Annotated in this window: 20 protein-coding genes; 14 read left to right on the forward strand and 6 right to left on the reverse strand. The window is 59.4% G+C overall.

The window, feature by feature from the left end:
* The first annotated feature begins 33 nt into the window (after positions 1–33).
* From gluQRS to ACP7C6_RS26860, 14 genes are all read left to right on the forward strand, one after another.
* The gene (gluQRS, locus tag ACP7C6_RS26795) at positions 34–921 is read left to right on the forward strand and encodes a tRNA glutamyl-Q(34) synthetase GluQRS (protein ID WP_028617957.1); all 888 of its coding nucleotides are present in this window, start codon (positions 34–36) and stop codon (positions 919–921) included.
* Positions 922–983: 62 nt separating this feature from the next.
* Positions 984–1160, forward strand: coding sequence for a hypothetical protein (locus ACP7C6_RS26800; RefSeq protein WP_003176118.1), 177 nt, complete (start codon positions 984–986; stop codon positions 1158–1160).
* The gene (locus ACP7C6_RS26805; RefSeq protein WP_028617958.1) at positions 1144–4098 is read left to right on the forward strand and encodes a sensor histidine kinase; all 2955 of its coding nucleotides are present in this window, start codon (positions 1144–1146) and stop codon (positions 4096–4098) included. The genes ACP7C6_RS26800 and ACP7C6_RS26805 overlap by 17 nt, the downstream gene beginning before the upstream one ends.
* A 22-nt stretch (positions 4099–4120) precedes the next feature.
* Positions 4121–5548 carry a sigma-54-dependent transcriptional regulator gene (locus ACP7C6_RS26810; protein WP_028617959.1) on the forward strand — a complete coding sequence of 476 codons (1428 nt, stop codon included), beginning with the start codon at positions 4121–4123 and terminating at the stop codon, positions 5546–5548.
* 459 nt (positions 5549–6007) lie between these two features.
* The gene (locus ACP7C6_RS26815) at positions 6008–6181 is read left to right on the forward strand and encodes a hypothetical protein (protein WP_154670147.1); all 174 of its coding nucleotides are present in this window, start codon (positions 6008–6010) and stop codon (positions 6179–6181) included.
* A gap of 75 nt (positions 6182–6256) precedes the next feature.
* Positions 6257–7645, forward strand: a complete 1389-nt coding sequence (locus tag ACP7C6_RS26820; protein WP_028617960.1) for a polynucleotide adenylyltransferase PcnB — start codon at positions 6257–6259, stop codon at positions 7643–7645.
* Between the two features lie 2 nt (positions 7646–7647).
* Complete coding sequence (gene folK / locus ACP7C6_RS26825; RefSeq protein ID WP_028617961.1) at positions 7648–8130, forward strand: 2-amino-4-hydroxy-6-hydroxymethyldihydropteridine diphosphokinase; 483 nt, start codon at positions 7648–7650, stop codon at positions 8128–8130.
* Positions 8131–8452: 322 nt separating this feature from the next.
* Positions 8453–9253: a 3-methyl-2-oxobutanoate hydroxymethyltransferase gene (panB, locus tag ACP7C6_RS26830; RefSeq protein WP_016976834.1), complete on the forward strand. Its 801-nt coding sequence runs from the start codon at positions 8453–8455 to the stop codon at positions 9251–9253.
* Positions 9250–10101 (forward strand): pantoate--beta-alanine ligase, encoded by an 852-nt coding sequence (gene panC, locus ACP7C6_RS26835; RefSeq protein ID WP_028617962.1) that lies wholly within the window; start codon positions 9250–9252, stop codon positions 10099–10101. Before panB ends, panC begins: the two co-directional genes overlap by 4 nt.
* A 225-nt stretch (positions 10102–10326) precedes the next feature.
* Positions 10327–11991 carry a glucose-6-phosphate isomerase gene (gene pgi / locus ACP7C6_RS26840; RefSeq protein ID WP_028617963.1) on the forward strand — a complete coding sequence of 555 codons (1665 nt, stop codon included), beginning with the start codon at positions 10327–10329 and terminating at the stop codon, positions 11989–11991.
* Between the two features lie 105 nt (positions 11992–12096).
* A complete protein-coding gene (gene acs, locus ACP7C6_RS26845; protein ID WP_353632154.1) occupies positions 12097–14034 on the forward strand; it encodes an acetate--CoA ligase in 1938 nt (645 codons plus the stop codon).
* 16 nt (positions 14035–14050) lie between these two features.
* The gene (locus ACP7C6_RS26850; RefSeq protein ID WP_426109476.1) at positions 14051–14920 is read left to right on the forward strand and encodes an oxygenase MpaB family protein; all 870 of its coding nucleotides are present in this window, start codon (positions 14051–14053) and stop codon (positions 14918–14920) included.
* 57 nt (positions 14921–14977) lie between these two features.
* Positions 14978–15994, forward strand: coding sequence for a class I SAM-dependent rRNA methyltransferase (locus tag ACP7C6_RS26855; protein WP_426109477.1), 1017 nt, complete (start codon positions 14978–14980; stop codon positions 15992–15994).
* 87 nt (positions 15995–16081) lie between these two features.
* The gene (locus ACP7C6_RS26860; RefSeq protein WP_426109478.1) at positions 16082–19000 is read left to right on the forward strand and encodes a DUF748 domain-containing protein; all 2919 of its coding nucleotides are present in this window, start codon (positions 16082–16084) and stop codon (positions 18998–19000) included.
* Positions 19001–19230: 230 nt separating this feature from the next.
* Here ACP7C6_RS26860 and ACP7C6_RS26865 read toward each other — a convergent pair whose 3' ends face one another.
* The 6 genes from ACP7C6_RS26865 to infB all read right to left on the reverse strand — a co-directional run bounded on the left by ACP7C6_RS26865 (position 19231) and on the right by infB (position 26832).
* Complete coding sequence (locus tag ACP7C6_RS26865) at positions 19231–19851, reverse strand: BON domain-containing protein (protein WP_028617968.1); 621 nt, start codon at positions 19849–19851, stop codon at positions 19231–19233.
* A 293-nt stretch (positions 19852–20144) separates the two neighbouring features.
* Entirely contained in the window at positions 20145–22250 is a 2106-nt protein-coding gene (pnp, locus tag ACP7C6_RS26870; RefSeq protein ID WP_426109479.1) for a polyribonucleotide nucleotidyltransferase, read from the reverse strand.
* 195 nt (positions 22251–22445) lie between these two features.
* Positions 22446–22715, reverse strand: coding sequence for a 30S ribosomal protein S15 (gene rpsO / locus ACP7C6_RS26875; protein WP_003177875.1), 270 nt, complete (start codon positions 22713–22715; stop codon positions 22446–22448).
* A 115-nt stretch (positions 22716–22830) separates the two neighbouring features.
* Complete coding sequence (gene truB / locus ACP7C6_RS26880; protein ID WP_003235022.1) at positions 22831–23748, reverse strand: tRNA pseudouridine(55) synthase TruB; 918 nt, start codon at positions 23746–23748, stop codon at positions 22831–22833.
* Between the two features lie 3 nt (positions 23749–23751).
* The gene (gene rbfA, locus ACP7C6_RS26885; protein WP_016973761.1) at positions 23752–24147 is read right to left on the reverse strand and encodes a 30S ribosome-binding factor RbfA; all 396 of its coding nucleotides are present in this window, start codon (positions 24145–24147) and stop codon (positions 23752–23754) included.
* Positions 24148–24306: 159 nt separating this feature from the next.
* A complete protein-coding gene (gene infB, locus ACP7C6_RS26890; RefSeq protein WP_028617969.1) occupies positions 24307–26832 on the reverse strand; it encodes a translation initiation factor IF-2 in 2526 nt (841 codons plus the stop codon).
* Positions 26833–26852 lie beyond the last annotated feature (20 nt).

Raw genomic sequence — 26852 nt, forward strand, 5'->3', positions numbered from 1 at the left:
GGCGTTTACCGAATTTCCAGTAGTATCCGGCCCATGACAGCCTCTACCTATATCGGGCGCTTTGCCCCCACGCCCAGCGGCCACTTGCATTTCGGCTCCCTGGTCGCCGCCCTCGCCTCCTACCTTGACGCCCGCGCCAACCATGGCCGCTGGCTGATGCGCATGGAAGACCTCGACCCACCCCGTGAAGAGCCCGGCGCCCAAGCGGCGATCCTGCACGCCCTGGAAAGCTACGGCTTTGAATGGGACGGTGAATTGGTCCGACAAAGCGGGCGGCATGAAGCCTACGCCAAAGTGCTTAATGACCTGTTCAACCACGGCCTGGCCTACGCCTGCACCTGCTCGCGCAAACAGCTTGAACCCTACAATGGCATCTACCCGGGCCTATGCCGCAATGCTGGCCACGACCAGCAAGACGCCGCCATCCGTTTGCGCGTTCCCGAGCTTGAGTACCACTTTACCGACCGCGTCCAAGGCGAATTCCGACAACACCTGGGCCGCGATGTAGGCGATTTCGTCATCCGTCGCCGCGACGGCCTCTACGCCTATCAACTGGCCGTCGTGCTCGACGATGCGTGGCAAGGTGTGACCGATATCGTGCGCGGTGCCGACCTGCTGGACTCGACGCCACGCCAACTCTACCTGCAAGAACTGCTCGGCCTGCGCCAACCGCGCTACCTGCACGTGCCGCTGATCATCCAGCCGGACGGCAATAAACTGGGCAAATCCTACCGTTCCCCGCCGTTGACACCCGACCAGGCCACGCCTTTGCTATTGAGAGCCCTGCGCGCCCTCGGCCAGCAACCCGATGACGAACTGTTGCACGCCAGCCCGCGGGAACTGCTGGATTGGGGGATTACGCACTGGGATGCCACGCAGATCCCGCGCACACTCACGCTGGCCGAAGCGCAATTGAGCTGAAGGCGCTTGCAGCTTGCCAAGCATCCGTTACCATCGCCGCACGTTTTTAGACAGAGGCCAACATGTACATCTATCGATTGGTCCTGCTGCTGGTCGTCGGGATCTACCTGTTCTCCCCCGCCATCATGGATTGGTGGATCGACGCCACGGGCGCCTGGTATCGCCCTTATCTGCTGTGGCTGATCCTGATCGTCGTGACTTTCATCCTGCAGAGCCAAAAAGATGCCGATGAGCTTTAGCCTCACCCAGATGCTGCTGATCAGCGCCGCCTACCTGGCCGCGTTGTTCGGAGTCGCCTGGATCAGTGAGCGCGGAATGATTCCGCGGGCGATCATTCGCCATCCGTTGACCTACACCTTGTCCCTCGGCGTATATGCCAGTGCCTGGGCGTTCTATGGCACCGTGGGCCTGGCCTATCAGTACGGTTATGGCTTTTTGTCCAGCTACCTCGGGGTGTCCGGCGCATTTCTGCTGGCGCCGGTGCTGCTGTACCCGATCCTGAAGATCACCCGCACCTACCAATTGTCTTCCCTGGCCGACCTGTTTGCCTTCCGCTTTCGCAGCACCTGGGCCGGCGCGCTGACCACTATTTTCATGCTGATCGGCGTGTTGCCGTTGCTGGCCCTGCAAATTCAGGCCGTGGCCGACTCCATCAGCATCCTGACCCGCGAGCCAGTGCAACATCGCGTAGCGCTGGCCTTCTGTGCGCTGATCACGCTGTTCACGATTTTCTTCGGTTCGCGCCATATCGCCACCCGCGAAAAACATGAAGGGCTGGTGTTTGCGATTGCCTTTGAGTCGGTGATCAAGCTGATCGCCATCGGCGGCGTCGGCCTGTATGCGCTCTACGGCGTGTTTGACGGCCCGCAGCAGTTGGAACTGTGGCTACTGCAAAACCAGACCGCCCTTGCCGCCCTGCACACGCCTTTGCAGGAAGGCCCGTGGCGCACGCTGCTGCTGGTGTTTTTCGCCTCAGCGATCGTGATGCCGCACATGTACCACATGACTTTTACCGAGAACCTCAACCCGCGCTCGCTGGTCAGTGCCAGTTGGGGCTTGCCGTTGTTCCTGCTGTTGATGAGCCTGGCGGTGCCGCTGATCCTGTGGGCCGGCTTGAAACTGGGCGCCACCACCAACCCTGAATACTTCACCCTCGGCATTGGCATTGCTGCCAACAGCCCGGCCTTGGCGCTGCTGGCTTACGTCGGTGGGTTGTCAGCGGCCAGCGGGCTGATCATCGTCACGACCCTGGCACTGTCGGGAATGGCGCTCAACCACCTGGTGCTGCCGCTGTACCAGCCGCCAGCCGAAGGCAATATCTACCGCTGGCTGAAATGGACACGCCGCGCGCTGATCGTCGCGATCATCATGGCCGGCTACGGGTTCTACCTGTTGCTGGGCACGGGGCAGGACCTGGCCAACCTGGGCATCGTTGCGTTTGTCGCCACCTTGCAGTTCCTCCCAGGCGTGCTGTCGGTACTGTACTGGCCGACCGCCAATCGCCGTGGTTTCATCGCCGGTTTGCTGGCCGGAATCCTGGTGTGGATCGTGACTATGCTGTTGCCGCTGGTCGGTAATCTGCAGGGTTTCTACATCCCGTTGCTGAACATGATCTACGTGCTGGATGACACCAGTTGGCACATGGCTGCGATTGCCTCCCTGGCCGCCAACGTCCTGATGTTCACCCTGATCTCCCTGTTCACCAACGCCAGCCCGGAAGAAACCAGCGCCGCCGAAGCCTGCGCGGTGGATAACGTTCGCCGTCCGCAACGCCGCGAACTGCATGCGGCCTCGCCCCAGGAGTTCGCCACGCAACTGGCCAAGCCCCTGGGCGCCAAGGCGGCGCAGAAGGAAGTTGAACAGGCGCTGCGTGATCTGTATCTGCCATTCGATGAGCGGCGCCCCTACGCCCTGCGCCGTCTGCGCGACCGCATTGAAGCCAACCTGTCCGGGCTGATGGGGCCGAGCGTGTCCCAGGACATGGTGGAAACCTTCCTGCCCTACAAGGCTGGCGGGGAAAACTACGTCACCGAAGACATCCATTTCATCGAGAGCCGGCTGGAGGATTACCACTCACGCCTCACCGGTCTCGCCGCCGAACTCGATGCCTTGCGCCGCTACCACCGCCAGACTTTGCAGGAATTGCCCATGGGCGTGTGCTCCCTGGCCAAGGACCAGGAGATCCTGATGTGGAACAAGGCCATGGAAGAACTCACCGGTATCGCAGCGCAGCGGGTGGTCGGTTCACGCCTCAATACCCTGGGCGACCCGTGGAAAGAATTGCTGCAAGGCTTCATCAACCTGCCCGACGAACATTTGCACAAGCAGCACCTGGCCCTCGACGGCCAGACCCGTTGGCTCAACCTGCACAAAGCCGCCATCGACGAACCCCTGGCGCCCGGTAACAGCGGCCTGGTGTTGCTGGTAGAAGACCTGACCGAAACCCAGATGCTCGAAGACAAGCTGGTGCACTCCGAGCGGTTGGCCAGCATTGGCCGACTGGCAGCGGGCGTGGCCCATGAAATCGGCAACCCGATCACTGGTATCGCCTGCCTTGCGCAGAATCTGCGGGAAGAGCGCGAGGAAGACGGCGAAATCACCGAGATCAGCGGGCAGATTCTCGAACAGACCAAGCGCGTTTCTCGCATCGTGCAGTCGCTGATGAGCTTCGCCCACGCCGGCGCCCATCAGAATCAGGATGAAGCGGTATGCCTGGCCGAAGTGGCGCAGGATGCCATTGGGCTGCTGGCCTTGAACCGGCGCAATTTCGAAGTACAGTTCTTCAATTTGTGCGATCCCGACCACTGGGTGGATGGCGACTCACAACGCCTGGCCCAAGTGCTGATCAACCTGCTGTCCAACGCCCGTGACGCCACCCCGGCCGGCGGTGCGGTACGCGTCAAGACCGAGGCTTTCGAACATACGGTCGATCTGATCGTCGAAGATGAAGGTAGCGGTATTCCACAGAACATCATGGACCGATTGTTCGAACCCTTCTTCACCACCAAGGACCCAGGTGAAGGTACCGGTCTGGGCCTTGCACTGGTCTATTCCATCGTTGAAGAGCATTATGGACAAATCACCATCGACAGCCCGGCTGACACCGAAAGCCAACGCGGCACCCGTATTCGGGTGACCTTGCCGCGTCATGTCGAAGCGACGTCCGCTGTGAACTGAGACCGTCGAGAGAATTGAATCAATGCCGCACATTTTGATCGTCGAAGACGAAACCATTATCCGCTCTGCCTTGCGTCGCCTGCTTGAACGTAATCAGTACCAGGTCAGCGAAGCCGGCTCGGTGCAGGAAGCCCAGGAGCGGTTCAGCATTCCCACGTTCGACCTGATTGTCAGTGACCTGCGCCTGCCCGGCGCGCCTGGCACCGAGTTGATCAAGCTTGGCCAGGGCACCCCGGTGCTGATCATGACCAGCTACGCCAGCCTGCGCTCGGCGGTCGACTCGATGAAGATGGGCGCGGTGGACTACATCGCCAAGCCTTTCGACCATGATGAGATGCTTCAGGCCGTGGCCCGTATCCTGCGTGACCGTCAATCGGCCAGCAGTGCGCCGGTCGAGCAACGTCCAGCGGGCAAAGCCGCCGACAAGCCGGGGGTTGATAACAGCAACGGCGAGATCGGCATCATCGGCTCTTGCCCACCGATGCAGGACCTGTACGGCAAGATCCGTAAAGTCGCGCCAACTGACTCAAATGTTTTGATCCAGGGCGAGTCCGGCACCGGTAAAGAACTGGTGGCCCGTGCCCTGCACAACCTGTCCAAGCGTGCCAAGGCGCCGATGATCTCGGTGAACTGCGCGGCGATCCCCGAATCCCTGATCGAGTCCGAGCTGTTCGGCCACGAGAAAGGCGCATTCACTGGCGCCAGCGCCGGGCGTGCGGGCTTAGTGGAAGCGGCGGACGGCGGCACGCTGTTCCTCGATGAAATCGGTGAACTGCCACTGGAAGCACAAGCGCGGTTACTGCGTGTGCTACAGGAAGGTGAAATTCGCCGCGTAGGCTCGGTGCAATCGCAAAAGGTCGATGTGCGCCTGATCGCGGCGACTCACCGCGACCTCAAGAGCCTGGCCAAGATCGGCCAATTCCGTGAAGACTTGTATTACCGTCTGCACGTGATCGCCCTCAAGCTGCCGGCCCTGCGTGAGCGTGGCGCCGACGTCAACGAGATCGCCAATGCCTTCCTGCTGCGCCAGAGCGCGCGTATCAACCGTACCGACCTGAAGTTCGCGCCGGACGCCGAGCAGGCGATTCGGCATTACTCATGGCCGGGTAACGTGCGGGAGTTGGAGAATGCGGTGGAACGCGCGGTGATCCTGTCGGAGAGCCCGGAGATTTCCGCCGAACTGCTGGGCATCGATATCGAGCTGAGCGACCTGGAGGACGACGATTTCATCGGCCTGGCCCCACAACAGGGCGGTAGCAATACCAGCCATGAACCGACGGAAGATTTGTCACTGGAAGATTACTTTCAGCATTTCGTCCTTGAGCACCAGGACCATATGACCGAGACCGAACTGGCGCGCAAACTGGGCGTTAGCCGTAAATGCCTGTGGGAACGCCGCCAGCGCCTGGGCATTCCACGGCGCAAGACCGGTGTGGCCAGCGAGAGTTAAGGGTGCGCGCCCACAGGTAACACCCACCAATGTGAAAAAACTGTTACCGCGGATATTTCGCGTAACAAAAGCCGGGGCTTACGGTAACGAAGCCCCGGCTTTTTTTGGCCTGTCAAAAACCCGAAACCACCTCAACCCCCCGGTTTTGCTAGGTGAGGCAAAAGTTGGCACGCACCCTGCTATATGCTTAGTACAAAAACAATAACAAGCTTTGTACAAGACAATAAAAATAAGACGAATCGACTCACGCATAACAAAAACAACACGGCGGAGGCGCAGCTAACTGATTCTTTTGGAGAGGCGTTGCATTTGGGGCTTGCCCCGCAACCAGGCCGAGAACAACAAAAACTGCCCTAAGGCAGAGCCTGAACTGGTTGGATCGTAGATCAGCAACACAGCGACCAAAGCAATCCGTTTGCTCTTGACTCCCGATTGGGAGTGTCATGAAGGTGAAGCTTCATGGCGAGGGCGATCAACAAAAACAAGAAGCCCGAAATCAATAATAAAAATAGAGCACGCAACTACTTCTGGGGGAGCTTCGGCTCCCCTTGTAGTTTCCGCGATTTGACCGTCCAGCAATCTCTTGAAGCTTTTGGCTTGGGGCTTGCAGCTTGTTCCTACACCATCCCCTGACTAAATGCTAGAATCCCCGCCCATCATGCGGTCATTCTTCGTTATGGCCGAACATTCCTTCAAACAGTGCATCCCATGCTGAAGAAGTTGTTCCAGTCATTCCGTTCTCCCTTGCGTCGTACGCAACACAAACGCAGCACGCCTGAAGTGCTCAACAGCAGCCAGCATTCGCTGCAACGCGCTCAATTCAGCCGTTATGCAGTGAACATCGTCGAACGTTTGCAGAACGCCGGCTACCAGGCTTATCTGGTGGGCGGGTGCGTACGCGACATGCTGCTCAATATCACGCCCAAGGACTTCGACGTCGCCACCAGTGCCACGCCTGAGCAAGTGCGTGCCGAATTCCGTAATGCGCGGATCATCGGCCGACGCTTCAAGCTGGTGCATATTCACTTCGGTCGCGAAATTATTGAAGTCGCCACATTCCGTGCCGGCCATCCGCAAAACGATGAAGAGGAAGACACCAATCAGTCCTCCCGCAACGAAAGCGGGCGCATCCTGCGCGACAACGTCTACGGCACCCTGGAAGAAGACGCGCAACGCCGCGACTTCACCATCAACGCCCTGTATTACGACCCGGTCAGCGAGCGCATCCTCGATTACGCCAATGGCGTACACGACATTCGCAACAACCTGATCCGCCTGATCGGCGACCCGGTCCAGCGCTACCAGGAAGACCCGGTCCGCATGCTGCGGGCCGTGCGTTTTGCTGCCAAGCTGAACTTCGGTATCGAGCGCCATACCGCCGCACCGATTCGCGAACTGGCACCGATGCTGCGGGAAATCCCCTCGGCGCGCCTGTTCGAAGAAGTGCTCAAACTGTTCCTCTCCGGTTATGCCGCCGACACCTTTGAAATGCTGGTGGACCTGCAGTTGTTCGACCCACTGTTCCCGGCCAGCGCCGAGGCTTTGGAATACAACCCGACGTACACCCACACCCTGATCAGCGAAGCGCTGATCAACACCGACCTCCGCATCAAGCAGAACAAGCCGGTCACCCCGGCATTCCTGTTTGCCGCGCTGTTGTGGCCAGCCTTGCCGAAACGCGTACTGCGCTTGCAGGAGCGTGGCATGCCGCCGATCCCGGCCATGCAGGAAGCCGCGCATGAACTGATCGCCGAACAGTGCCAGCGCATCGCTATTCCGAAACGCTTCACTATGCCGATCCGCGAGATCTGGGACATGCAGGAGCGTCTGCCACGCCGCAGCGGCAAACGCGCCGACCTGTTGCTGGACAACCCTCGTTTCCGCGCCGGCTACGACTTCCTGCTCCTGCGCGAAAGTGCCGGCGAGCAGACCGACGGCCTGGGCGAATGGTGGACCGATTACCAGGACGCCAATGACAGCGAGCGCCGCGACATGATTCGTGACCTCGGCAGCAAAGGCGACGGCGAAGGCCCGAAGAAACGTCGTCGCAGTGGCAGCAAGCGCAAGCGCAGTTCGGCTGACGCCTCGGGCGAATAAACGTGGAACGCATCTACATCGGCATGGGCAGCAACCTGGCTGCCCCGGACCAGCAATTGCGCAACGCTATCGAAGCACTGGCGCAATTGCCGGGCACCACGGTCGCGGGTGTGTCCGCCTTTTATCAAAGTGACTCCCTGCTCCCAGGCCAACCGCGCTACACCAATGCGGTTGCCGCCCTGGACAGTAGCCTTGCGCCCCTGGAATTGCTGGATGCGCTGCAAGCCATCGAAAACGACCAGGGCCGCGAACGCCTTGAACGCTGGGGCCCGCGCACGCTCGACCTCGATATCCTGCTGTTTGGCGATCAACTGATCGATGAACCGCGCCTCAAGGTCCCGCACTACCAGATGCACCTGCGCGCATTTGTGCTGTATCCGTTGGCCGAACTGGCACCCGCTACTCTGCAATTACCCAATAGCCAGCAACTAAGTGACCTACTGGCTGCGTGCCCATTCGTCGGACTGGAACGCCTCCCCCTGTAGGAGCGAACTTGCTCGCGAAAATCGTTAACGATAACGCGCGCAACCTGATTCAACGCGGGGTCAACACGTTCTTCGCGAGCAAGCTCGCTCCTACAATCGCGTCAGTAACAGCGGTAACACCGTCATCGTAACAATGCGGTAACACATCCAATTGACTTCCCGTGTCCTCCTCACGACTATAGGCGTCCCGCTGCCGCCAACCCGGCGCTAAAGGGCGCAATCCAGGCCATATAAGCACTGCTCTCAAGACAGTGCGCCTGTATAAACGAAGACTCACGCGCGTTACTCGCTGTTTCCAAGCGCCTGAATGAGGACCCTTTTCATGCCAGACATTACCCTGACCACCTTGCAGAGCCTCAAGCTCAAAGGTGAAAAAATCGCCATGCTGACCTGCTATGACGCCACCTTCGCCCACGCCAGTTGCCAGGCTGGGGTTGAAGTGTTGCTGGTGGGCGACTCCCTCGGCATGGTTCTTCAAGGGAATGACAGCACCCTGCCCGTCACCACCGATGAACTTGCGTATCACACGGCCAGTGTCAAACGCGGTAACGATGGCGCCTTCATCATCGCCGACCTGCCGTTCATGGGTTACGCGACGCTTGAACAGACCTTCCAGAATGCCGGCAAGCTGATGCAAGCCGGGGCGCACATGATCAAAGTCGAAGGCGCAGTGTGGCTGGCCGAGTCGATCCGCCTGCTGGCTGAACGCGGCGTGCCGGTGTGCGCACACATGGGCCTGACGCCACAGTCGGTGAACATCCTCGGCGGCTACAAGGTACAAGGCCGCAATGAGGCCCAGGCGCGGCAGATGCGCGCCGATGCCATCGCTCTGGAACAGGCCGGCGCGGCAATGATCCTGCTCGAATGCGTGCCGAGCGAACTGGCGGCAGAAATCACCCAGGCCGTGAAAGTGCCGGTGATCGGGATTGGCGCAGGCTCGGCCACCGATGGCCAGGTGCTGGTGCTGCACGACATGCTCGGCCTGTCGATCAGCGGCCGTGTGCCGAAGTTCGTCAAGAACTTCATGGCCGGCCAGGACAGCATTCACGCCGCATTGAGTGCCTACGTTGCCGAAGTCAAAGGCGTGACCTTCCCTGGCGCCGAACACGGATTCTCTGCATGAACACCGTAAAAACCGTACGTGAATTGCGGGCTGCGGTTACCCACGCCCGTAACGCCGGCAAGCGCATTGGCTTTGTGCCGACCATGGGCAACCTGCACAGCGGCCATGCCACTTTGGTGACCAAGGCCGCCCAGCAGGCGGATTTCGTGGTGGCCAGCATCTTCGTCAACCCGCTGCAGTTTGGCGCTGGCGAAGACTTGGACAAGTATCCACGCACCCTGGCCGCCGACCAGGAAATGCTGCTGCAAGCGGGCTGCAACCTGCTGTTCGCGCCCACCGTCGACGAAATGTACCCCGGCGGCATGACCGGCCAGACCCGCGTCAGCGTGCCACAATTGTCTGAAGGCCTGTGCGGCGCCAGCCGTCCCGGGCATTTCGAAGGCGTGGCGACCGTGGTCAGCAAGCTGTTCAACATGGTCCAGCCGGACATGGCGGTGTTTGGCCAGAAGGATTACCAGCAACTGGCCGTGATCCGCGCCATGGTCCACGACCTGAACATGCCGATCCAGATCATCGGCGAGCCCACCGTGCGCGCCGACGACGGCCTCGCGTTGTCGTCGCGTAACGGCTACCTCACCGACGAGCAACGCGCCATTGCGCCAGTGCTGTACCGCAGCCTCAGTCAGATTGGCGCCGCGATCAAAGCCGGTGACCACGACTTCGCCAAGCTGCGCGCCGAACAGGTCCAGCAGATCGAAGCCGCCGGGTTGCGCCTGGACTACCTCGAAGTACGCCAGGGCGTGCATTTGCGCCCGGCCACGGCTGAAGATCGGGATATCGTGATCCTGGTAGCCGCCTATCTCGGCGCTACCCGGCTCATCGACAACCTGCACCTGACCCTCGACTGACCCCTTCCAATCGCCCTCCTCGCTGCGTCAATAAAAAGGGCCGGTATAAAAAAGTACCGGCCTTAGCGCAGACAAAGCCAAGACATATCGACACGCTAGGTTTAATGTAATCGCCCTGCGCTATGGTTAGCGCTGTCCGGAACCCAATGCTTGATCAAAGACTGGACGTTCCGGGCTTAGAAGTGTCCTAAAGGCAGTCCCCGTAATAAAAGGAAACCCGCAGCGATGGCGTACTACCGCACTCCTCATGACGTTACCGCTCTGCCCGCCTGGCAAGCGCTCAATCAACATCGCCAAGCCATGCAGGATTTCAGCATGCGCGAAGCGTTCAATGCCGATCCTCAGCGTTTTTCCCAGTTCACCCTGAGCAGCTGCGGACTTTTCCTCGATTACTCGAAAAACCTGATCACCAGCGAAACCCGTGACCTGCTCGTGGGCCTCGCCAAAGAAGTCGGCCTCAAAGACGCGATCGACTCGCTGTACGCCGGCGAGCCCGTCAACTCCTCAGAAGGCCGCCCGGCCCTGCACACCGCCTTGCGTCGCCCGGTGGGCGACAAGCTGTCGGTGAATGGCGTGAACATCATGCCGGACGTGCACAAGGTGCTGAACCAGATCACCGACTTGGTCGGGCGCATTCACGATGGCCTGTGGCGTGGCTACACCGAGAAGCCGATCACCGACGTGGTGAACATCGGTATCGGTGGCTCGTTCCTCGGCCCGGAGTTGGTCTCCGAAGCGCTGTTGTCCTACGCCCACAAAGGCGTGCGTTGCCACTACCTGGCGAACATCGACGGCAGCGAGTTCCACGAGCTGACCATGAAGCTGCGCGCCGAGACCACACTGTTTATCGTCTCGTCGAAATCCTTCAATACCCTCGAAACCCTGAAAAACGCCCAGGCCGCACGCGCCTGGTACCTGGCCCAGGGTGGCTCGGAAGCCGAGCTGTACCGCCACTTCATCGCCGTATCGAGCAACAACGCGGCGGCTGTGGCCTTTGGCATCCGCGAAGAAAACATCTTCCCGATGTGGGACTGGGTCGGCGGTCGTTACTCGCTGTGGTCGGCCATCGGCTTGCCAATCGCCCTGGCGATCGGCATGTCCAACTTCAAGGAACTGCTGTCCGGTGCCTACACCATGGACCAGCATTTCCAGAACGCCCCATTCGAACAGAACATGCCGGTGCTGCTGGGTCTGCTGGGCGTGTGGTACGGCAACTTCTGGGGTGCGCAGAGCCATGCGATCCTGCCGTACGACCACTACCTGCGTAACATCACCAAACACTTGCAACAGTTGGACATGGAATCCAATGGCAAGAGTGTGCGCCAGGACGGTACACCCGTCGCCACTGATACCGGCCCAGTGATCTGGGGTGGCGTAGGTTGCAACGGCCAGCACGCTTACCACCAGTTGCTGCACCAGGGGACCCAACTCATCCCGGCCGACTTCATCGTGCCGATCGTCAGCTTCAACCCGGTGTCCGACCACCATCAGTGGCTGTACGCCAACTGCCTGTCCCAGAGCCAGGCGCTGATGCTCGGCAAGACCCGCGCCGAAGCCGAAGCCGAGCTGCGTGAAAAAGGCATCCCGGAAGACGAAGTGCAGAAGCTGGCACCGCACAAGGTGATCCCGGGTAACCGTCCGAGCAACACCATCGTGGTCGAGCGCATCAGCCCGCGTCGCTTGGGCGCCTTGGTTGCGATGTATGAGCACAAAGTGTTCGTACAGAGCGTGATCTGGGGTATCAACGCCTTTGACCAATGGGGTGTGGAACTGGGCAAAGAGCTGGGCAAGGGCGTCTACAACCGCCTGACCGGCGCCGAAGAAACCTCGGCCGAAGATGCGTCGACCCAGGGCCTGATCAACTACTTCCGCGGTCGTCACCGCGGCTGATCCAGGTATCGCAGGGCCAACGTCCGTTTGGACGTTGGCCTTGAACCCTCCCCTTGCAGGGTGCATCTTTATCACTTGTGGCCAAAACAAGAATAAGGATCGCTCATGTTCGATATCAGCACGTTCCCCACCGCCGATGCCGTCCGCCGGGCTGCGCAACTCAGTCAGGAGGACTACCAGCGCCTCTATCGCCAATCCATCGATCAGCCGGATACGTTCTGGGCTGAACAGGCCAAAGGCTTTCTCGACTGGATAACCCCCTGGCACACCGTCCAACGCTCAGACATCAACACCGGCGCAGCCCAGTGGTTTGCCGGCGGCCAACTGAATGTCAGCTACAACTGCATCGACCGTCACCTCGCCCTGCGCGCCGATCAGCCGGCCTTCATCTGGGAAGGCGATGATCCGACAAAATCTTCCAAAATCACCTACCGCCAACTGCACCAGAACGTCAGCCGCCTGGCCAATGTGCTGAAAAGCCGTGGCGTAAAAAAAGGCGACCGGGTGTGCATCTACATGCCGATGATCCCTGAAGCCGCCTACGCCATGCTCGCTTGCACGCGGATCGGCGCGGTACATTCCGTGGTGTTTGGCGGCTTCTCGCCGGATGCCTTGCGTGACCGTATTCTCGACGCCGACTGCCGCACCGTAATCACTGCGGACGAAGGCGTGCGCGGTGGTAAACCGGTAGCACTGAAACAGAATGTCGACAAAGCCCTGGCCAGTTGCCCGAATGTGAGCACGGTGCTGGTGGTAGAACGCACCGCAGCGACCGTTAACTGGAGCGAAGGCCGCGATCTCAAGTATCAACAAGCCCTGGATGCGGCCAGCAGCGACTGCCCGCCCGAGCCAATGGACGCCGAAGACCCGCTGTTCATCCTCTACACCTCCGGCAGCACCGGCAAACCCAAAGGTGTGCTGCACACCACCGGCGGCTACCTGCTGCAAGCCGCAATGACCTTCAAATACGTGCTCGACTACCGCGAGGGCGAAGTGTTTTGGTGCACCGCCGATGTGGGCTGGGTCACCGGCCACAGTTACATCGTGTACGGCCCGCTGGCCAACGGCGCGACTTCGCTGATGTTCGAAGGCGTGCCGAGCTACCCGGACAGCTCACGCTTCTGGCAGGTGATCGACAAGCACAAGGTCAATATTTTCTACACCGCCCCTACCGCGTTGCGTGCCTTGATGCGCGAGGGCCATGGCCCGCTGGAGAGCACCTCTCGCGCCAGCTTGCGCCTGCTGGGCAGCGTCGGCGAACCGATCAACCCGGAAGCCTGGGACTGGTACTTCAATGCCGTCGGCGAACAGCGCTGTCCAATCGTGGATACCTGGTGGCAGACCGAGACCGGCGGCATCATGCTCAGCCCCTTGGTCAGCGCACAGCGCATCAAGCCCGGCTGCGCGACCCAGCCGATGTTTGGCGTACAGCCCGTGCTGCTCGACGAACAGGGCAAAGAATTCAGCGGGGCCGGCAGCGGCGTACTGGCGATCAAAGCGAGCTGGCCGGGGCAGATACGCAGCGTGTACGGCGATCCGCAACGCATGATCGACACCTATTTCAAACCTTACCCCGGCTACTACTTCACCGGTGACGGTGCGCGGCGCGATGAAGACGGCGACTACTGGATCACCGGGCGCATCGACGATGTGATCAACGTGTCCGGCCACCGTATCGGCACCGCCGAGGTAGAAAGCGCGCTGGTCCTGCATGACCAGGTGGCCGAGGCCGCCGTAGTAGGCTACCCCCATGACATCAAAGGCCAAGGCATCTATGCGTTTGTCACGCCCATGAATGGGGTGGAACCCGACGATGCGCTGAAAAAGCACCTGCTGGAGCTGGTCGGCAAGGAAATCGGCAGCTTTGCCAAGCCGGAACTGATCCAATGGGCTCCGGCCTTGCCGAAAACCCGCTCCGGCAAGATCATGCGCAGGATTTTGCGCAAGATCGCCTGCAACGAACTCGACAGCCTCGGTGATACCTCGACCCTGGCCGACCCGAGCGTGGTGGATGGCCTGATCGACAAACGCTTGAACCGATAGGAACCCCTGAGTCGCCATGGAATTTATCCGCAGCCGTATCGAAAGCCAGTTGATGAGCCTGACAGGCCTGTCGCTGGGCCAACTGGACCTGGAAAACCCCAAGGGCGACCCCGGCCTGTTCGGGCCCGATTCGGTGAGTTGGCAGGTGCATGGCGACTTCAGCAGCATGCTCATCGGCGGCATCAGCGCCTTGATGCTGCAAGCCTTGCACCCACTGGCCCTGGCGGGCGTGTGGGACCATTCGAACTTTCGTCAGGACATGCTCGGGCGGTTGCGGCGCACCTCGCAGTTCATCTCGGGCACGACGTTTGGTTCGCGCAAAGACGCCGAATGGCTGATCGAAAAAGTCCGCACCATTCACCTCCAGGTCGTCGGCCACGCTCCGGACGGGCGACCTTATGCGGCCAGCGACCCAGAGTTGCTGAACTGGGTGCATGTGGCGGAGGTCAGTAACTTCCTCGCCGCTCACCTGCGCTATCGCAACCCGCAGCTTTCAGGTGGAGACCAGGACCGTTACTACAGCGAAATTGCCTTGGTCGCCGAACAGTTAGGTGCGCGGCATGTTCCGCGCTCTCGGCAGGAAATTTCAGATTATCTGGCACGTATCCGCCCACAATTGCTGTGCGACGATCGCAGCCGCGAAGTACTGCGTTTACTGCTTGACGCGCCCTCCCCCAGCCTACTGGCCAAGCCCTTTGGCAGTTTGATGATGCAAGCCGGAATCGACCTGCTGCCGGATTGGGCCAGCGCCATGCTCGACCAACACCAAAGCCCGCTGCAACGCCAGATGATCCGTGCCGGGGTCAAGCGCAGTGCACCGATGCTGCGTTGGGCGATGCGCAATGGTTCGGTGCAACGCGCGCATCGGCGGATGGGGTTGATGTAGGCCACGGCGCATAGCTGTTAAACTTCGCGCCCTTATTTCCCCAGCAAGGCGCGCTCCATGTCTTCTCTGAATCAGGCGCTGCGCGCCGCCCTCGATCATCGCCAAGACCTGATCAATGAGCTGCACGCCCAATGCACTGACTGCTATCGCCTGTTCCATGGCAGCCAGGAAGGCGCCGGCGGCCTGACCATCGACCGCTACGGCCCGCAATTGCTGGTGCAGAGCTTCCACCAATGCCTGGAAACCGCAGAGCTGCTGGACCTGCATCAACAGGTCAACCAGTACATGGGCCTGGAACTATTGCTGGTGTACAACGACCGTTCCCGTGGCAACTCGCGCATCGACCGCGAAGACACGGTTTATCGTGCCGAGTCCGCTGCGCTGGAAGACCTGATCGGCCACGAGTGGGGCCTCAATTACCGCGTGCGCGGGCGCCATGCCGGGCAGGACCCGCTGCTGTTCCTGGATTTGCGTAACACCCGTGGCTGGGTCAAGGCGCACAGCGCCGGCAAAAGCGTGCTGAATCTGTTTGCGTATACCTGCGGCGTTGGCCTGAGCGCGGCCGCCGGGGGTGCGCGCGAGGTGTGCAACCTGGACTTCGCCGAGGGCAACCTGGCGGTCGGTCGCGAAAATGGCCTGCTGAACCCGCAACTGCCGACTATGGAATTTGTGCAGTCGGATTACTTCCCGGCGATCCGCCAATTGGCGGGCCTGCCGATCACCCAACGGCGCGGGCAGAAGCTGCCGAGTTATCCACGCCTGGAGCAGCGTCAATACGATCTGGTACTGCTCGACCCGCCAGCCTGGGCCAAAAGCGCGTTTGGCACAGTCGACTTGCTGCGCGATTACCAGAGCCTGCTCAAGCCCGCGCTGCTAGCCACCGCCGACAATGGCGTGCTGATCTGCTGCAACAACCTGGCGAAAGTCAGCATGGAGGACTGGCGTGAACAAGTCCTGCGATGCGCGGAAAAGGCCGGACGCCCCGTACGTGACTGGACAATCATGACGCCAGGCGCGGACTTCCCCTCACAGGATCAGCAGCCGCCCCTGAAAACCCTGATACTCCAGCTGTAAGACGTTTCCCAAAGGACCCGTTCTTCGGAACCGAAATCCCGTGCCATACTCCAAGGCACTCTTGTTTGACATAGATGGCGCCGCCCCATGCCCAAAGGATTGATTCGCGCCGCTGGCGCCTTGTTGACTGCCCTTGCCCTGTACAGCTTGCTGGGTTTCCTGATTCTCCCTGGTGTCGCGCTGCGCATTGCCAACCAGCAACTGGCCAATTACGCCACGGTGCCGGCTCGGATTGAGCGGATCGAGCTCAACCCGTTCAGCCTGGAAGTAACGGCATGGGGGCTGAAAATCGGTGAGCCAGGCAAGGAACAAGTGGGTTTCGAGCGCCTCTACGCCAACCTGCAGATCGACAGCCTCTGGACCCGCGCCCTGCATCTCGCGGATGTACAACTGGACAAACCCAAGACCGAGCTGTTGTTCGACAAGTCCGGCCAATTGAACCTCGCGCAGTTGTTCAAGCTGCCACCCAGCGAGTCAACCCCGACCGATCCGAATGCCAAACCGTTTCCGCTGCGCATCGACAGCATCAAGCTGGCGGGCGGCTATGTGCATTTCGAAGATTTGCGTCCCAGCGAACCCATCGAATTCCTCTACGACAAGCTCGACTTCGAGCTGAAAAATCTCAGCACTCTGCCTGAAGACAACGCCGACATGACGTTGGTGGCAGCCGGGCCTGCAGGCGGACAGATCGACTGGAAAGGTAATTTCAGCCTGGTGCCGATCACCTCCGAAGGCACATTGAAAGTCACCGATGGCAAGATGAAAGCCTGGTGGCCGTACGTCCGCGACGCGCTGCCATTGGTGCTGGAAGACGGTGTGCTCAACTTCAGCACCGAGTACAAATTCAGTCTGGCCAAAGAGACCGAACTGAGCCTGACCAACACGGCCGCGAGCATTGCGCCATTTGCCATCAAGGCGCCGGACGGCCGCCCCTTGGTGCGCCTGGAGCGCCTGGACGTCAGCGAAACCACCGTGGACCTGGCCAAGCAGCAGGTCGTCGTCGGCAAGATCCGCAGCAACAAACTGGAAACCTGGGCGGCACTGGAAGCCGATGGGCAGTTGGACTGGCAGAAACTGTTCGCCAGCCAGCCGAGCAAACCGGCCAAGGCACCGGAGCCCAAAAATGCACCCGCCACCGCAGACTCGCCAAAAGCCGAGCCTGCGGCGCCAAGCAAACCCTGGCAGGTGCTGCTCAAGGACGTGCAGTTGCGCAACTATCAGGTGCACCTGGCTGACCGCCAGGCCAAACCGGCAGTCGCGTTGGAAGTAGGCCCGCTGAACGTCGATGTGCAGAACTTCGATAGCCTCAACCAGAACCCCTTCACCTTGAAAGTCGACACGGGCCTGGGTAAGCAAGGCAAGGTCCAGGCGACCGGCGAGGTTAACCTCAACCCGGTCAGCGCCAAGCTGAAAGTGAATACCCAGGACATCGACCTGCGCGTCGCGCAGTCCTATATCAGCCCGTTCATCCGCTTGGAACTGCGTAGCGGCATGCTCGGCAGCAATCTGGATGTGAACCTGAAAAGCACCGATCCTTTGAAGCTCCAGGTCACAGGCCGAGCGCAGGTCGACCAGTTGCACACCCTGGATACCCTCAAGACCCGCGACTTCCTCAAATGGCAGCGCTTGGTGCTCGAAGGCGTGAATTATCAGCACGGCGACAGTCTGTCGATCGATAAGGTCAACCTGCTGCAGCCGTATGCACGTTTCATGATCAACGATGACCGCACCACCAACGTGGATGACCTGTTGATCCCACAACCCGCTGACAAATCACCCAAGCCCGCCAGCAGGGAAAAGCCGCTGGGCATTCGTATCGGCCAGATTGCGATCAACGACGGTTCGGCCAACTTTGCCGACTTCAGCCTGACGCCCAACTTCGCCACGGCGATTCAACAGCTCAACGGGCAAATAGGCACTATCGACAGTCGCCAGGCCAAACCGGCCAGCGTCGATATCAAGGGCAAGGTTGACCGTTATGCGCCGGTGACCATCAAGGGCAGCGTGAACCCGTTCGATCCGATGGCGGCGTTGGATATCGCAACCAGCTTCAAACGCGTTGAGCTGACCACCTTGACGCCTTACTCCGGCAAGTTCGCCGGTTTCCGTATCCGCAAGGGGCGACTGAACCTCGACCTGCACTATGTGATCACCAAGGGTCAGCTGAAGGCCGAGAACAAAGTGGTGGTCGAGCAATTGCAACTGGGCGATAAAGTCGACAGCGCCGATGCCGTGGACTTGCCGATTCGCCTGGCAATCGCGTTGCTCAAGGACTCCGACGGCAAGATCTCCATCGAACTGCCGGTGACAGGCGATCTGAATAACCCGCAGTTCAGCGTGATGCCGATTGTTTGGCAGACCCTGCGAAACCTGGTAGTGCGTGCAGCAACGGCGCCCTTCAAGTTTATCGGTGGGTTGGTGACGGGCGGCGGCTCGGAAGACCTCGGCAATGTATCGTTCGCCGCCGGTTCCAGCGAACTGAACAAGGATGCTGAGGGCGCCCTGAACACCTTGGCCAAAGCACTGAAAGAACGCCCTACCCTGCGCCTGGAGATCGAAGGCACAGCGGCAGCCAGCAGCGATGGACCTTTCCTTGCCGCTCAGCGACTGGAACGTGAATACCAGTACAACTACTACAAGATTCTTCAACGTCGTGGCGACAAGGTTCCAGCCCAAGCGTCGTTACTGGTTGTACCCGAAAAGGAGAAAGCGCCATTGCTGGAAGGCATCTACCGCACCCGCCTGAAACAACAACCGCCGGCCGAATGGAAAGACCTGAGCAGTGATGACCGTAGCGCGAAACTGCGTGACGGCGTGATCAAGTTCTGGAGTGGCAGTGATGTGCTACTGCGCCAACTGGGCCAAGACCGCGCCAGTACCATCAAAGACTACCTGGTGGACAAAGGCCAGCTGGAAGATGACCGGGTGTACTTCATTGATGCCAACTTGGGCCAGGCCGAGAAGGATGGCCGGGTCGTGACGCCGATGCATCTGGACGCCGAATAACTCAAAGCAACACAACTCCAAATGTGGGAGCGGGCTTGCCCGCTCCCACATTTGATTCTCATACCTGTAACATTTGTATTCCAGCCCAGAATAGAACAGGCCCCGACACAAGTGCCGGGGCCTGTAATGACCACATCCGTGTGGTCGGTCGCATGAACTCCAGAGGTGCATCAGGTGGATATCTAACTCACCCTAAGCCGCCGCCATTCGGTTCAGACGAAACGGGTGCGTTACTCTGCTTTCAGGCCGTCGGCCGATACAGCTTTAACGCCTTTGATTTTCTTGGTGATGTTCACCGCGGTAGTTTTCTGGGCTTCAGTGACCGCTGCGGTCGAAGACAGGGACACTACACCTTTGTTGGTTTCGACTTTGATGTCGGTACCAGGAATGCCTTTTTCGGTTACCAGATCAGCTTTGACTTTGGTGGTGATCCAAGTATCCGAGGTGGACTCTTTAGCGCTAGCAGCTGCGCCCTTGGTTTTATCGATACCATCAGCTTTGGTTGCGCCGCCAGCCAGTAGGCCATCAGCAGAAACAGCAGTGACACCTTTAATTTTCTTGGTGATGGCTACAGCGGTCGCTTTTTGCGAGTCCGAAATAGCGACTTCGGAGGACAGGGAAACCACGCCTTTGTTGGTTTCAACCTTGATGTCCGAACCAGGAATACCTTTCTCGGTCAGCAGGTCAGCTTTCACTTTGGTGGTGATCCAGGTATCCGAGGTGGACTCTTTAGCCTTGGTCACTTCACCGGCCGCCAGCGTCATAGGGGCTTGGGAAGTCTGAGCAAAGGCTACGTTAGCACCCATGGCCAGGGTCAGAGCGGTAGCAGTAGCGAGAGCGAACTTCTTCATACGAGTAACTCCTGTTTTATTAAAAGTCTGCAGTACGTAAACCTTGATGCTGCAGCGTTAACAGGGATATTGCAGGCAGTGTGCCAAGTCTGATGAGCCAATAAAACTCATACAAAACAATAACTTATAAAAACACCTAATTTTCGGAATCGTGCAAGTTGCATGAATACCATCGTGGCTGCATGCAAGTTGCGGCTTTTGGATTCAGCTAAACGGCTGATTTCCCGCTACTTTCCAGCGCCCATAAAAAAAGGACTCCGAAGAGTCCCTTTTTCAGCTGAAAGCTCGGGGGATTAAACGCCCGAAGCCTTGGCTGCTGCTACGTCCTTGATGGACAGTTTGATACGGCCGCGGTTGTCCACGTCCAGTACCAGCACTTCCACTTCCTGGCCTTCCTTCAGGATGTCGGTCACTTTCTCAACGCGAGCGTCGCTCAGCATGGAGATGTGAACCAGACCGTCCTTGCCCGGCAGGATGTTGACGAATGCGCCGAAGTCGACGATGCGCTCAACCTTACCGACGTAGATCTGGCCGATTTCGGCCTCAGCAGTGATGCCCAGAACGCGCTGACGTGCTGCTTCAGCCGCTTCCTTGGTTTCGCCGAAGATCTTGATCGAGCCGTCGTCTTCGATGTCGATCGAAGCCTTGGTTTCTTCGCAGATCGCACGGATAGTCGCGCCGCCTTTACCGATGACATCACGGATTTTGTCGGTGTCGATTTTCATCGCGATCATGGTCGGAGCATTTTCCGACAGTTCGGTGCGGGACTGACCAATGATCTGGTTCATCTGACCGAGGATGTTCAGGCGCGCTTCCAGGGCTTGGCCCAGGGCGATTTCCATGATTTCTTCGGTGATGCCTTTGATCTTGATGTCCATCTGCAGCGCGGTCACACCTTTGGCGGTACCGGCTACTTTGAAGTCCATGTCGCCCAGGTGGTCTTCGTCACCCAGGATGTCGGTCAGGATGGCGAACTTCTCGCCTTCTTTAACCAGGCCCATGGCGATACCGGCAACCGGCGCCTTCATCGGCACACCCGCGTCCATCAGTGCCAGGGAAGCACCGCAAACGGAAGCCATGGAGCTGGAACCGTTGGACTCGGTGATTTCCGACACAACACGGATGGTGTACGGGAACACGTCAGCTGCAGGCAGCATGGCGGCGATCGAACGACGGGCCAGACGGCCGTGACCGATTTCGCGACGACCAGCGCCACCCATGCGACCACACTCGCCCACCGAGAACGGAGGGAAGTTGTAGTGCAGCATGAACGGGTCTTTTTTCTCGCCTTCCAGGGTGTCCAGCAGTTGTGCGTCACGGGCGGTGCCCAGGGTCGCGACTACCAGAGCCTGGGTTTCACCACGGGTGAACAGCGCCGAACCGTGAGTCTTCGGCAGAACGCCGACTTCGATGTTCAGCGGACGTACGGTACGGGTGTCGCGACCGTCGATACGTGGCTTGCCGTTAACGATGTTTTCGCGAACGGTGCGGTATTCGATTTCACCGAAAGCCGCTTTGACGTCGCTGGAGGAAGGCTGGCCTTCTTCACCGGACAGCTTGGCCACAACCTGATCCTTCAGCTCGCCCAGGCGAGCGTAACGGTCGGCCTTGACGGTGATGGTGTAGGCGTCGGAGATGGCAGCGCCGAACTCGGAGCGGATAGCGCCCAGCAGTTCGGTCGCTTCAGCTTGTGGAGCCCAGGTCCAGGTTGGCTTGGCAGCTTCGGCAGCCAGCTCGGTGACGGCCTTGATGACAGCCTGGAACTCGTCGTGGGCGAACAGTACAGCACCCAGCATCTGGTCTTCGGTCAGCTCTTTGGCTTCCGATTCAACCATCAACACGGCTTCCGAGGTACCGGCTACAACCATGTCCAGGCTCGAAGCTTTCTGTTGCTCGTAAGTCGGGTTCAGCAGGTAGCCGGTGCTTTCGTGGAAAGCAACGCGGGCAGCGCCGATCGGGCCATCGAAAGGAATGCCGGAGATGGCCAGGGCAGCCGAAGTACCGATCATCGCAGCGATGTCCGGATCGGTCTTTTTGCTGGTGGAAACGACGGTGCAGACAACCTGCACTTCGTTCATGAAACCTTCTGGGAACAGCGGACGGATCGGACGGTCGATCAGTCGGGAAGTCAGGGTTTCTTTCTCGGAAGGACGGCCTTCACGCTTGAAGAAACCGCCAGGGATCTTACCGGCAGCGTAAGTCTTTTCCTGGTAGTGAACGGACAGAGGGAAGAAGCCTTTGCTCGGGTCAGCGGTCTTGGCGCCAACTACAGTCACCAGAACGGTAACGTCGTCGTCAACGGTAACCAGCACTGCGCCGGAGGCTTGACGGGCGATACGGCCTGTCTCAAGGGTAACGGTCGACTGACCGAACTGGAATTTTTTGATAACCGGGTTCACGGTGTCCTACCTTCTTTGTGGCTCTTGGGGGAACTTGTCTTCTTGCGAAATTCTTGGGCAATGTCGGGAATCGGCCCGAACCTGGTCCAGGGTAAAACGTGTATCCAGATAAAACTTGAGGCTGGGAGCCTACCATGAGCCAGCGGGAATCCCACTGGCACACGGCAGACAACCAACCTCTAGCGCAATCGCTTATTAGCGACGCAGACCCAGGCGACCGATCAGAGTCTGATAACGACCCAGATCCTTGCCTTTCAGGTAGTCCAGCAGCTTACGGCGCTGGTTTACCATGCGGATCAGACCACGACGGGAGTGGTGATCTTTACCGTTGGCCTTGAAGTGACCTTGCAGCTTGTTGATGTTGTGGGTCAGCAGTGCAACTTGCACTTCTGGCGAACCAGTGTCACCAACAGCTTGCTGATAGTCAGCAACGATTTGTGCTTTTTCTTGAACGTCGAGAGCCATGAGGCAATCCTTTTTTCAGGAAACCACCCAAAGGGCAGTTTCAACAGGCCAGGGACAAATCCCTGTATCTAAAAATGAGTAGTGACCGTGCCTGTTAACAGCCACCCTCGTCCGGTCATTCTGACCGAATCAGTCGACGCGGCGCGATGCGCCCGTCTTCGCTCACTTCACCGATACCGATGAAGCGACCATTATGATCCTGTACCCGTACCATGCCGAACTTCGGGGCATCCGGGGCACGTACCGGCTGGCCGTTGAGCCAGTAGAACGCGCTGTGCTCCGAGAAGTGCAGCAATGGCCAATCCAGCAAACCGCTGTCCGATGGCATCAGGAAGCGATCAACCGCTTCGTTGCCGCCTTCGGCGTGTACGGCTTCCAACTCTTCCAGCGTGACCGTCTGGGCCAGGCTGAAAGGGCCGGCCTGGGTGCGTCGCAGTTCTGCAACGTATGCACCGCAACCGAGCTGCTCACCGATATCTTCCACGAGGGTACGGATATAGGTGCCTTTGCTGCAGTCCACGGCCAGGCGGGCAGTGTCGCCTTCACAGGCGAGCAATTCCAAGCGCGCAATAGTAACAGAACGCGGTTCGCGCTCCACTACTTCGCCCGCACGTGCCAGCTTGTAAAGAGGCTGGCCATCACGCTTGAGCGCCGAGTACATCGGCGGTATCTGACTGATTTGCCCACGAAAACCGGGTAAAGCCGCTTCAATATCTGCACGACCAACGGTCACATCGCGAACCTGCAGAACATCACCTTCGGCGTCGGCCGTGGTGGTGGTCTTGCCCAATTGCATCAGGGTTTCGTAACCCTTGTCGGAATCGAGCAGGTATTGCGAAAACTTGGTGGCCTCGCCAAAGCACAAAGGCAGTACACCGGTGGCCAAAGGATCGAGGCTGCCGGTATGCCCGGCCTTTTCGGCGTTGAGCAGCCAGCGGACCTTCTGCAACGCGGCATTGGAGGTAAAGCCAATGGGCTTGTCGAGCAGGATTATGCCGCTGACGTTGCGACGGATACGTTTGACCTGAGCCACCGCTTACTCCTTGGCGTCTTCAGGTGTGGACGGATGCTGGCTGTCTTCAGCCACGGCGCGCTCGATCAGTGCCGACAGGTGCGCACCCCGCACGACGCTTTCGTCGTAGTGGAAGTGCAACTGAGGAACACTGCGCAGCTTCATTTCACGGGCCAACTGCATGCGCAGGAAACCTGCGGCCGAGTTGAGCACCTTGATACTTTGTGCGATTTCTTCGCTGCTGTCCTGCCCCATCACGGTGATGAAGATCTTGGCGTGACCCACGTCACGGCTCACTTCTACGGCGGTGATGGTGACCAGGCCAACGCGAGGGTCTTTGACTTCGCGACGGATCAGTTGGGCCAGCTCGCGCTGCATCTGATCGCCGATACGCTGGGTACGGCTGTATTCTTTTGCCATGTCTTGTTACCTGTTACTGCCACACGGTGAAACCCGTGGGGTCTGAAAGCGGCAAACGCCCGGCCTGACAAAAGCCAGACCGGGCGTTGCGTTTAGAGTCCGTACGCTGCGCGGGGCATTTGCATGCCCACACGCGGCGTGGCTCCGGAAGTGCTCGAGTTAGAGGCTGCGAGCAACCTGAACCTTCTCGAAGACTTCGATCTTGTCGCCAACCTTGACGTCGTTGTAGCTCTTGACGCCGATACCGCATTCCATGCCGGCACGTACTTCGGAAGCGTCATCCTTGAAGCGGCGCAGGGATTCCAGCTCGCCTTCGAAGATAACGATGTCTTCACGCAGTACACGGATTGGACGGTTACGGTGCACAACACCTTCGATAACCATGCAACCGGCGATCGCGCCGAATTTCGGCGAGCGGAACACGTCACGCACCTCGGCCACACCCAGGATGTTCTCCCGGACGTCGCTGCCAAGCATGCCGGTGAGGGCTTTCTTGACGTCTTCGATGATGTCGTAGATGACGTTGTAGTAACGCATGTCCAAGCCTTCTTGCTCGACGATCTTGCGAGCGCCGGCATCGGCACGCACGTTGAAGCCGAACAGTACAGCGTTGGAAGCCAGTGCCAGGTTGGCGTCGGATTCGGTGATACCACCGACACCGCCACCGACAACGCGCACTTGCACTTCGTCGTTACCCAGGCCATTCAAGGCGCCGTTCAACGCTTCGAGGGAACCACGTACGTCAGATTTGAGGACGATGTTAAGCGTCTTCTTCTCTTCCTGGCCCATGTTCTCGAAGATGTTTTCCAGCTTGCCGGCGTGAGCACGGGCCAGCTTGACTTCGCGGAACTTGCCTTGACGGAACAGAGCCACTTCACGGGCTTTCTTCTCGTCGGCAACCACGCTCATCTCGTCGCCAGCGTCCGGCGTACCGTCCAGGCCGAGGATCTCGACCGGGATAGCAGGACCTGCTTCCTTGATTGGCTTGCCGTTCTCGTCGAGCATGGCACGTACACGGCCGTAGTTCGAACCGACCAGTACCATGTCGCCTTGGCGCAGGGTACCGTCTTGAACCAGAACGGTAGCAACCGGGCCACGGCCCTTGTCGAGACGGGACTCAACGACAACACCACGGCCAGGAGCCGATGGCGTAGCGGTCAGTTCCAGAACTTCGGCTTGCAACAGAACAGCTTCGAGCAGTTCGTCAACGCCGGTACCCATCTTCGCGGAGACCGGTACGAATGGAGTGTCGCCACCCCACTCTTCGGACGTCACGCCGTGAACCGACAATTCGCTACGGATGCGATCGAGATCGGCGCCCGGCTTGTCGATCTTGTTCACTGCTACTACCAACGGAACGCCAGCTGCCTTGGCATGCTGAACGGCTTCGATGGTTTGTGGCATCACGCCGTCGTCCGCTGCAACCACCAGGATCACGATGTCGGTCGCCTTGGCACCACGGGCACGCATTGCGGTAAACGCGGCGTGACCAGGAGTATCGAGGAACGTCACCATGCCACGCTCGGTTTCAACGTGGTACGCACCGATGTGCTGGGTGATACCACCGGCTTCGCCAGCAGCAACCTTGGCACGACGGATGTAGTCGAGCAGGGAGGTCTTACCGTGGTCAACGTGGCCCATTACGGTCACGACTGGTGCACGGGAAACCGCCTCACCTTCAAACTTCAGGGACTCGGCCAGGGAATCTTCCAGGGCGGTGTCGCTGACCAGGGTCACTTTGTGGCCCAGCTCTTCAGCAACCAACTGGGCAGTTTCCTGGTCCAGTACCTGGTTGATGGTGGCCGGAGTACCCAGCTTGAACATGAACTTGATGATTTCAGCAGCCTTGACCGACATCTGTTGAGCGAGGTCGCCCACAGTGATGGTCTCGCCGATCTTCACTTCACGCACGACAGGGCCGGTTGGGCTCTGGAAACCGTGGGCGTTGCGTTTCTTCAGCTTGGCCTTGCCGCGACCACCACGACGGAAGCCATCGCTTTCTTCGTCGGTAGTACGTGGGGCAACGCGTGGAGCAGGCGCTTTCTCTTTGACCGAGGCACGATGCGGAGCGTTTTTGCGCTCGCCATCGCCACCACCGCCACGACGATTGTTATCGTCGGCACGTGGCTTGTCTGGGCGACGAGGTTCGTCACGCTTACGAGCGTCAGCAGCAGGCGCTGGTGCAGCGGCAACCGAAGCGGCCTCACGCACAGCTTCTACAGGAGCGCTAGGCGCGGCGACCGCTTCAGTGGCAGCAGGTTGCGCAGCAGCAGGCTGGCGACGCGCTTCTTCTTCGGCGCGACGCTTGGCTTCTTCTTCAGCCTTCTGACGTGCAGCATTTTCTACTGCGCGACGTTCTTCCAGTTCGCGTTTGCGCTCGGCTTCGATTTCTTCCGGGCTGCGTTGTACGAAGACTTTCTTCTTGCGTACTTCAACGCTGATGCTCTTGCTACCAGCAACACGCAAGGTGCTGGTGGTTTTGCGCTGCAATGTAATCTTGCGCGGTTCTTCCACTTTCGCCTTGTGGCTGCTCTTCAAGTGAGTCAGCAAAGACTGCTTCTCACTATCGCTCACACCTTCATCGGCGGCGGTGTGCGGCAGACCTGCCTCACGCATCTGCTGCAACAGGCGCTCTACCGGTGTTTTGACCTCATCGGCCAGTTGTTTCACCGTGACTTGCGTCATGCACTTCTCTCCTCAGGCCG

This window comes from Pseudomonas sp. TWR1-1-4, assembly GCF_049897165.1.
In the GTDB taxonomy this organism is placed as follows: Bacteria; Pseudomonadota; Gammaproteobacteria; order Pseudomonadales; family Pseudomonadaceae; genus Aquipseudomonas; species Aquipseudomonas canadensis.

Bases quoted from the DNA above. Each gene is read 5' to 3' on its own strand.
- ACP7C6_RS26865 (WP_028617968.1), bottom strand. From the start codon at position 19,851: ATGAAGAAGTTCGCTCTCGCTACTGCTACCGCTCTGACCCTGGCCATG.
- rbfA (WP_016973761.1), bottom strand. From the start codon at position 24,147: ATGGCAAAAGAATACAGCCGTACCCAGCGTATCGGCGATCAGATGCAG.
- ACP7C6_RS26855 (WP_426109477.1), top strand. From the start codon at position 14,978: ATGTCTTCTCTGAATCAGGCGCTGCGCGCCGCCCTCGATCATCGCCAA.
- ACP7C6_RS26805 (WP_028617958.1), top strand. From the start codon at position 1,144: ATGCCGATGAGCTTTAGCCTCACCCAGATGCTGCTGATCAGCGCCGCC.
- rpsO (WP_003177875.1), bottom strand. From the start codon at position 22,715: ATGGCTCTCGACGTTCAAGAAAAAGCACAAATCGTTGCTGACTATCAG.
- ACP7C6_RS26810 (WP_028617959.1), top strand. From the start codon at position 4,121: ATGCCGCACATTTTGATCGTCGAAGACGAAACCATTATCCGCTCTGCC.
- infB (WP_028617969.1), bottom strand. From the start codon at position 26,832: ATGACGCAAGTCACGGTGAAACAACTGGCCGATGAGGTCAAAACACCG.
- panB (WP_016976834.1), top strand. From the start codon at position 8,453: ATGCCAGACATTACCCTGACCACCTTGCAGAGCCTCAAGCTCAAAGGT.
- pgi (WP_028617963.1), top strand. From the start codon at position 10,327: ATGGCGTACTACCGCACTCCTCATGACGTTACCGCTCTGCCCGCCTGG.
- ACP7C6_RS26820 (WP_028617960.1), top strand. From the start codon at position 6,257: ATGCTGAAGAAGTTGTTCCAGTCATTCCGTTCTCCCTTGCGTCGTACG.
- acs (WP_353632154.1), top strand. From the start codon at position 12,097: ATGTTCGATATCAGCACGTTCCCCACCGCCGATGCCGTCCGCCGGGCT.
- ACP7C6_RS26860 (WP_426109478.1), top strand. From the start codon at position 16,082: ATGCCCAAAGGATTGATTCGCGCCGCTGGCGCCTTGTTGACTGCCCTT.
- gluQRS (WP_028617957.1), top strand. From the start codon at position 34: ATGACAGCCTCTACCTATATCGGGCGCTTTGCCCCCACGCCCAGCGGC.
- panC (WP_028617962.1), top strand. From the start codon at position 9,250: ATGAACACCGTAAAAACCGTACGTGAATTGCGGGCTGCGGTTACCCAC.
- ACP7C6_RS26800 (WP_003176118.1), top strand. From the start codon at position 984: ATGTACATCTATCGATTGGTCCTGCTGCTGGTCGTCGGGATCTACCTG.
- ACP7C6_RS26850 (WP_426109476.1), top strand. From the start codon at position 14,051: ATGGAATTTATCCGCAGCCGTATCGAAAGCCAGTTGATGAGCCTGACA.
- ACP7C6_RS26815 (WP_154670147.1), top strand. From the start codon at position 6,008: ATGGCGAGGGCGATCAACAAAAACAAGAAGCCCGAAATCAATAATAAA.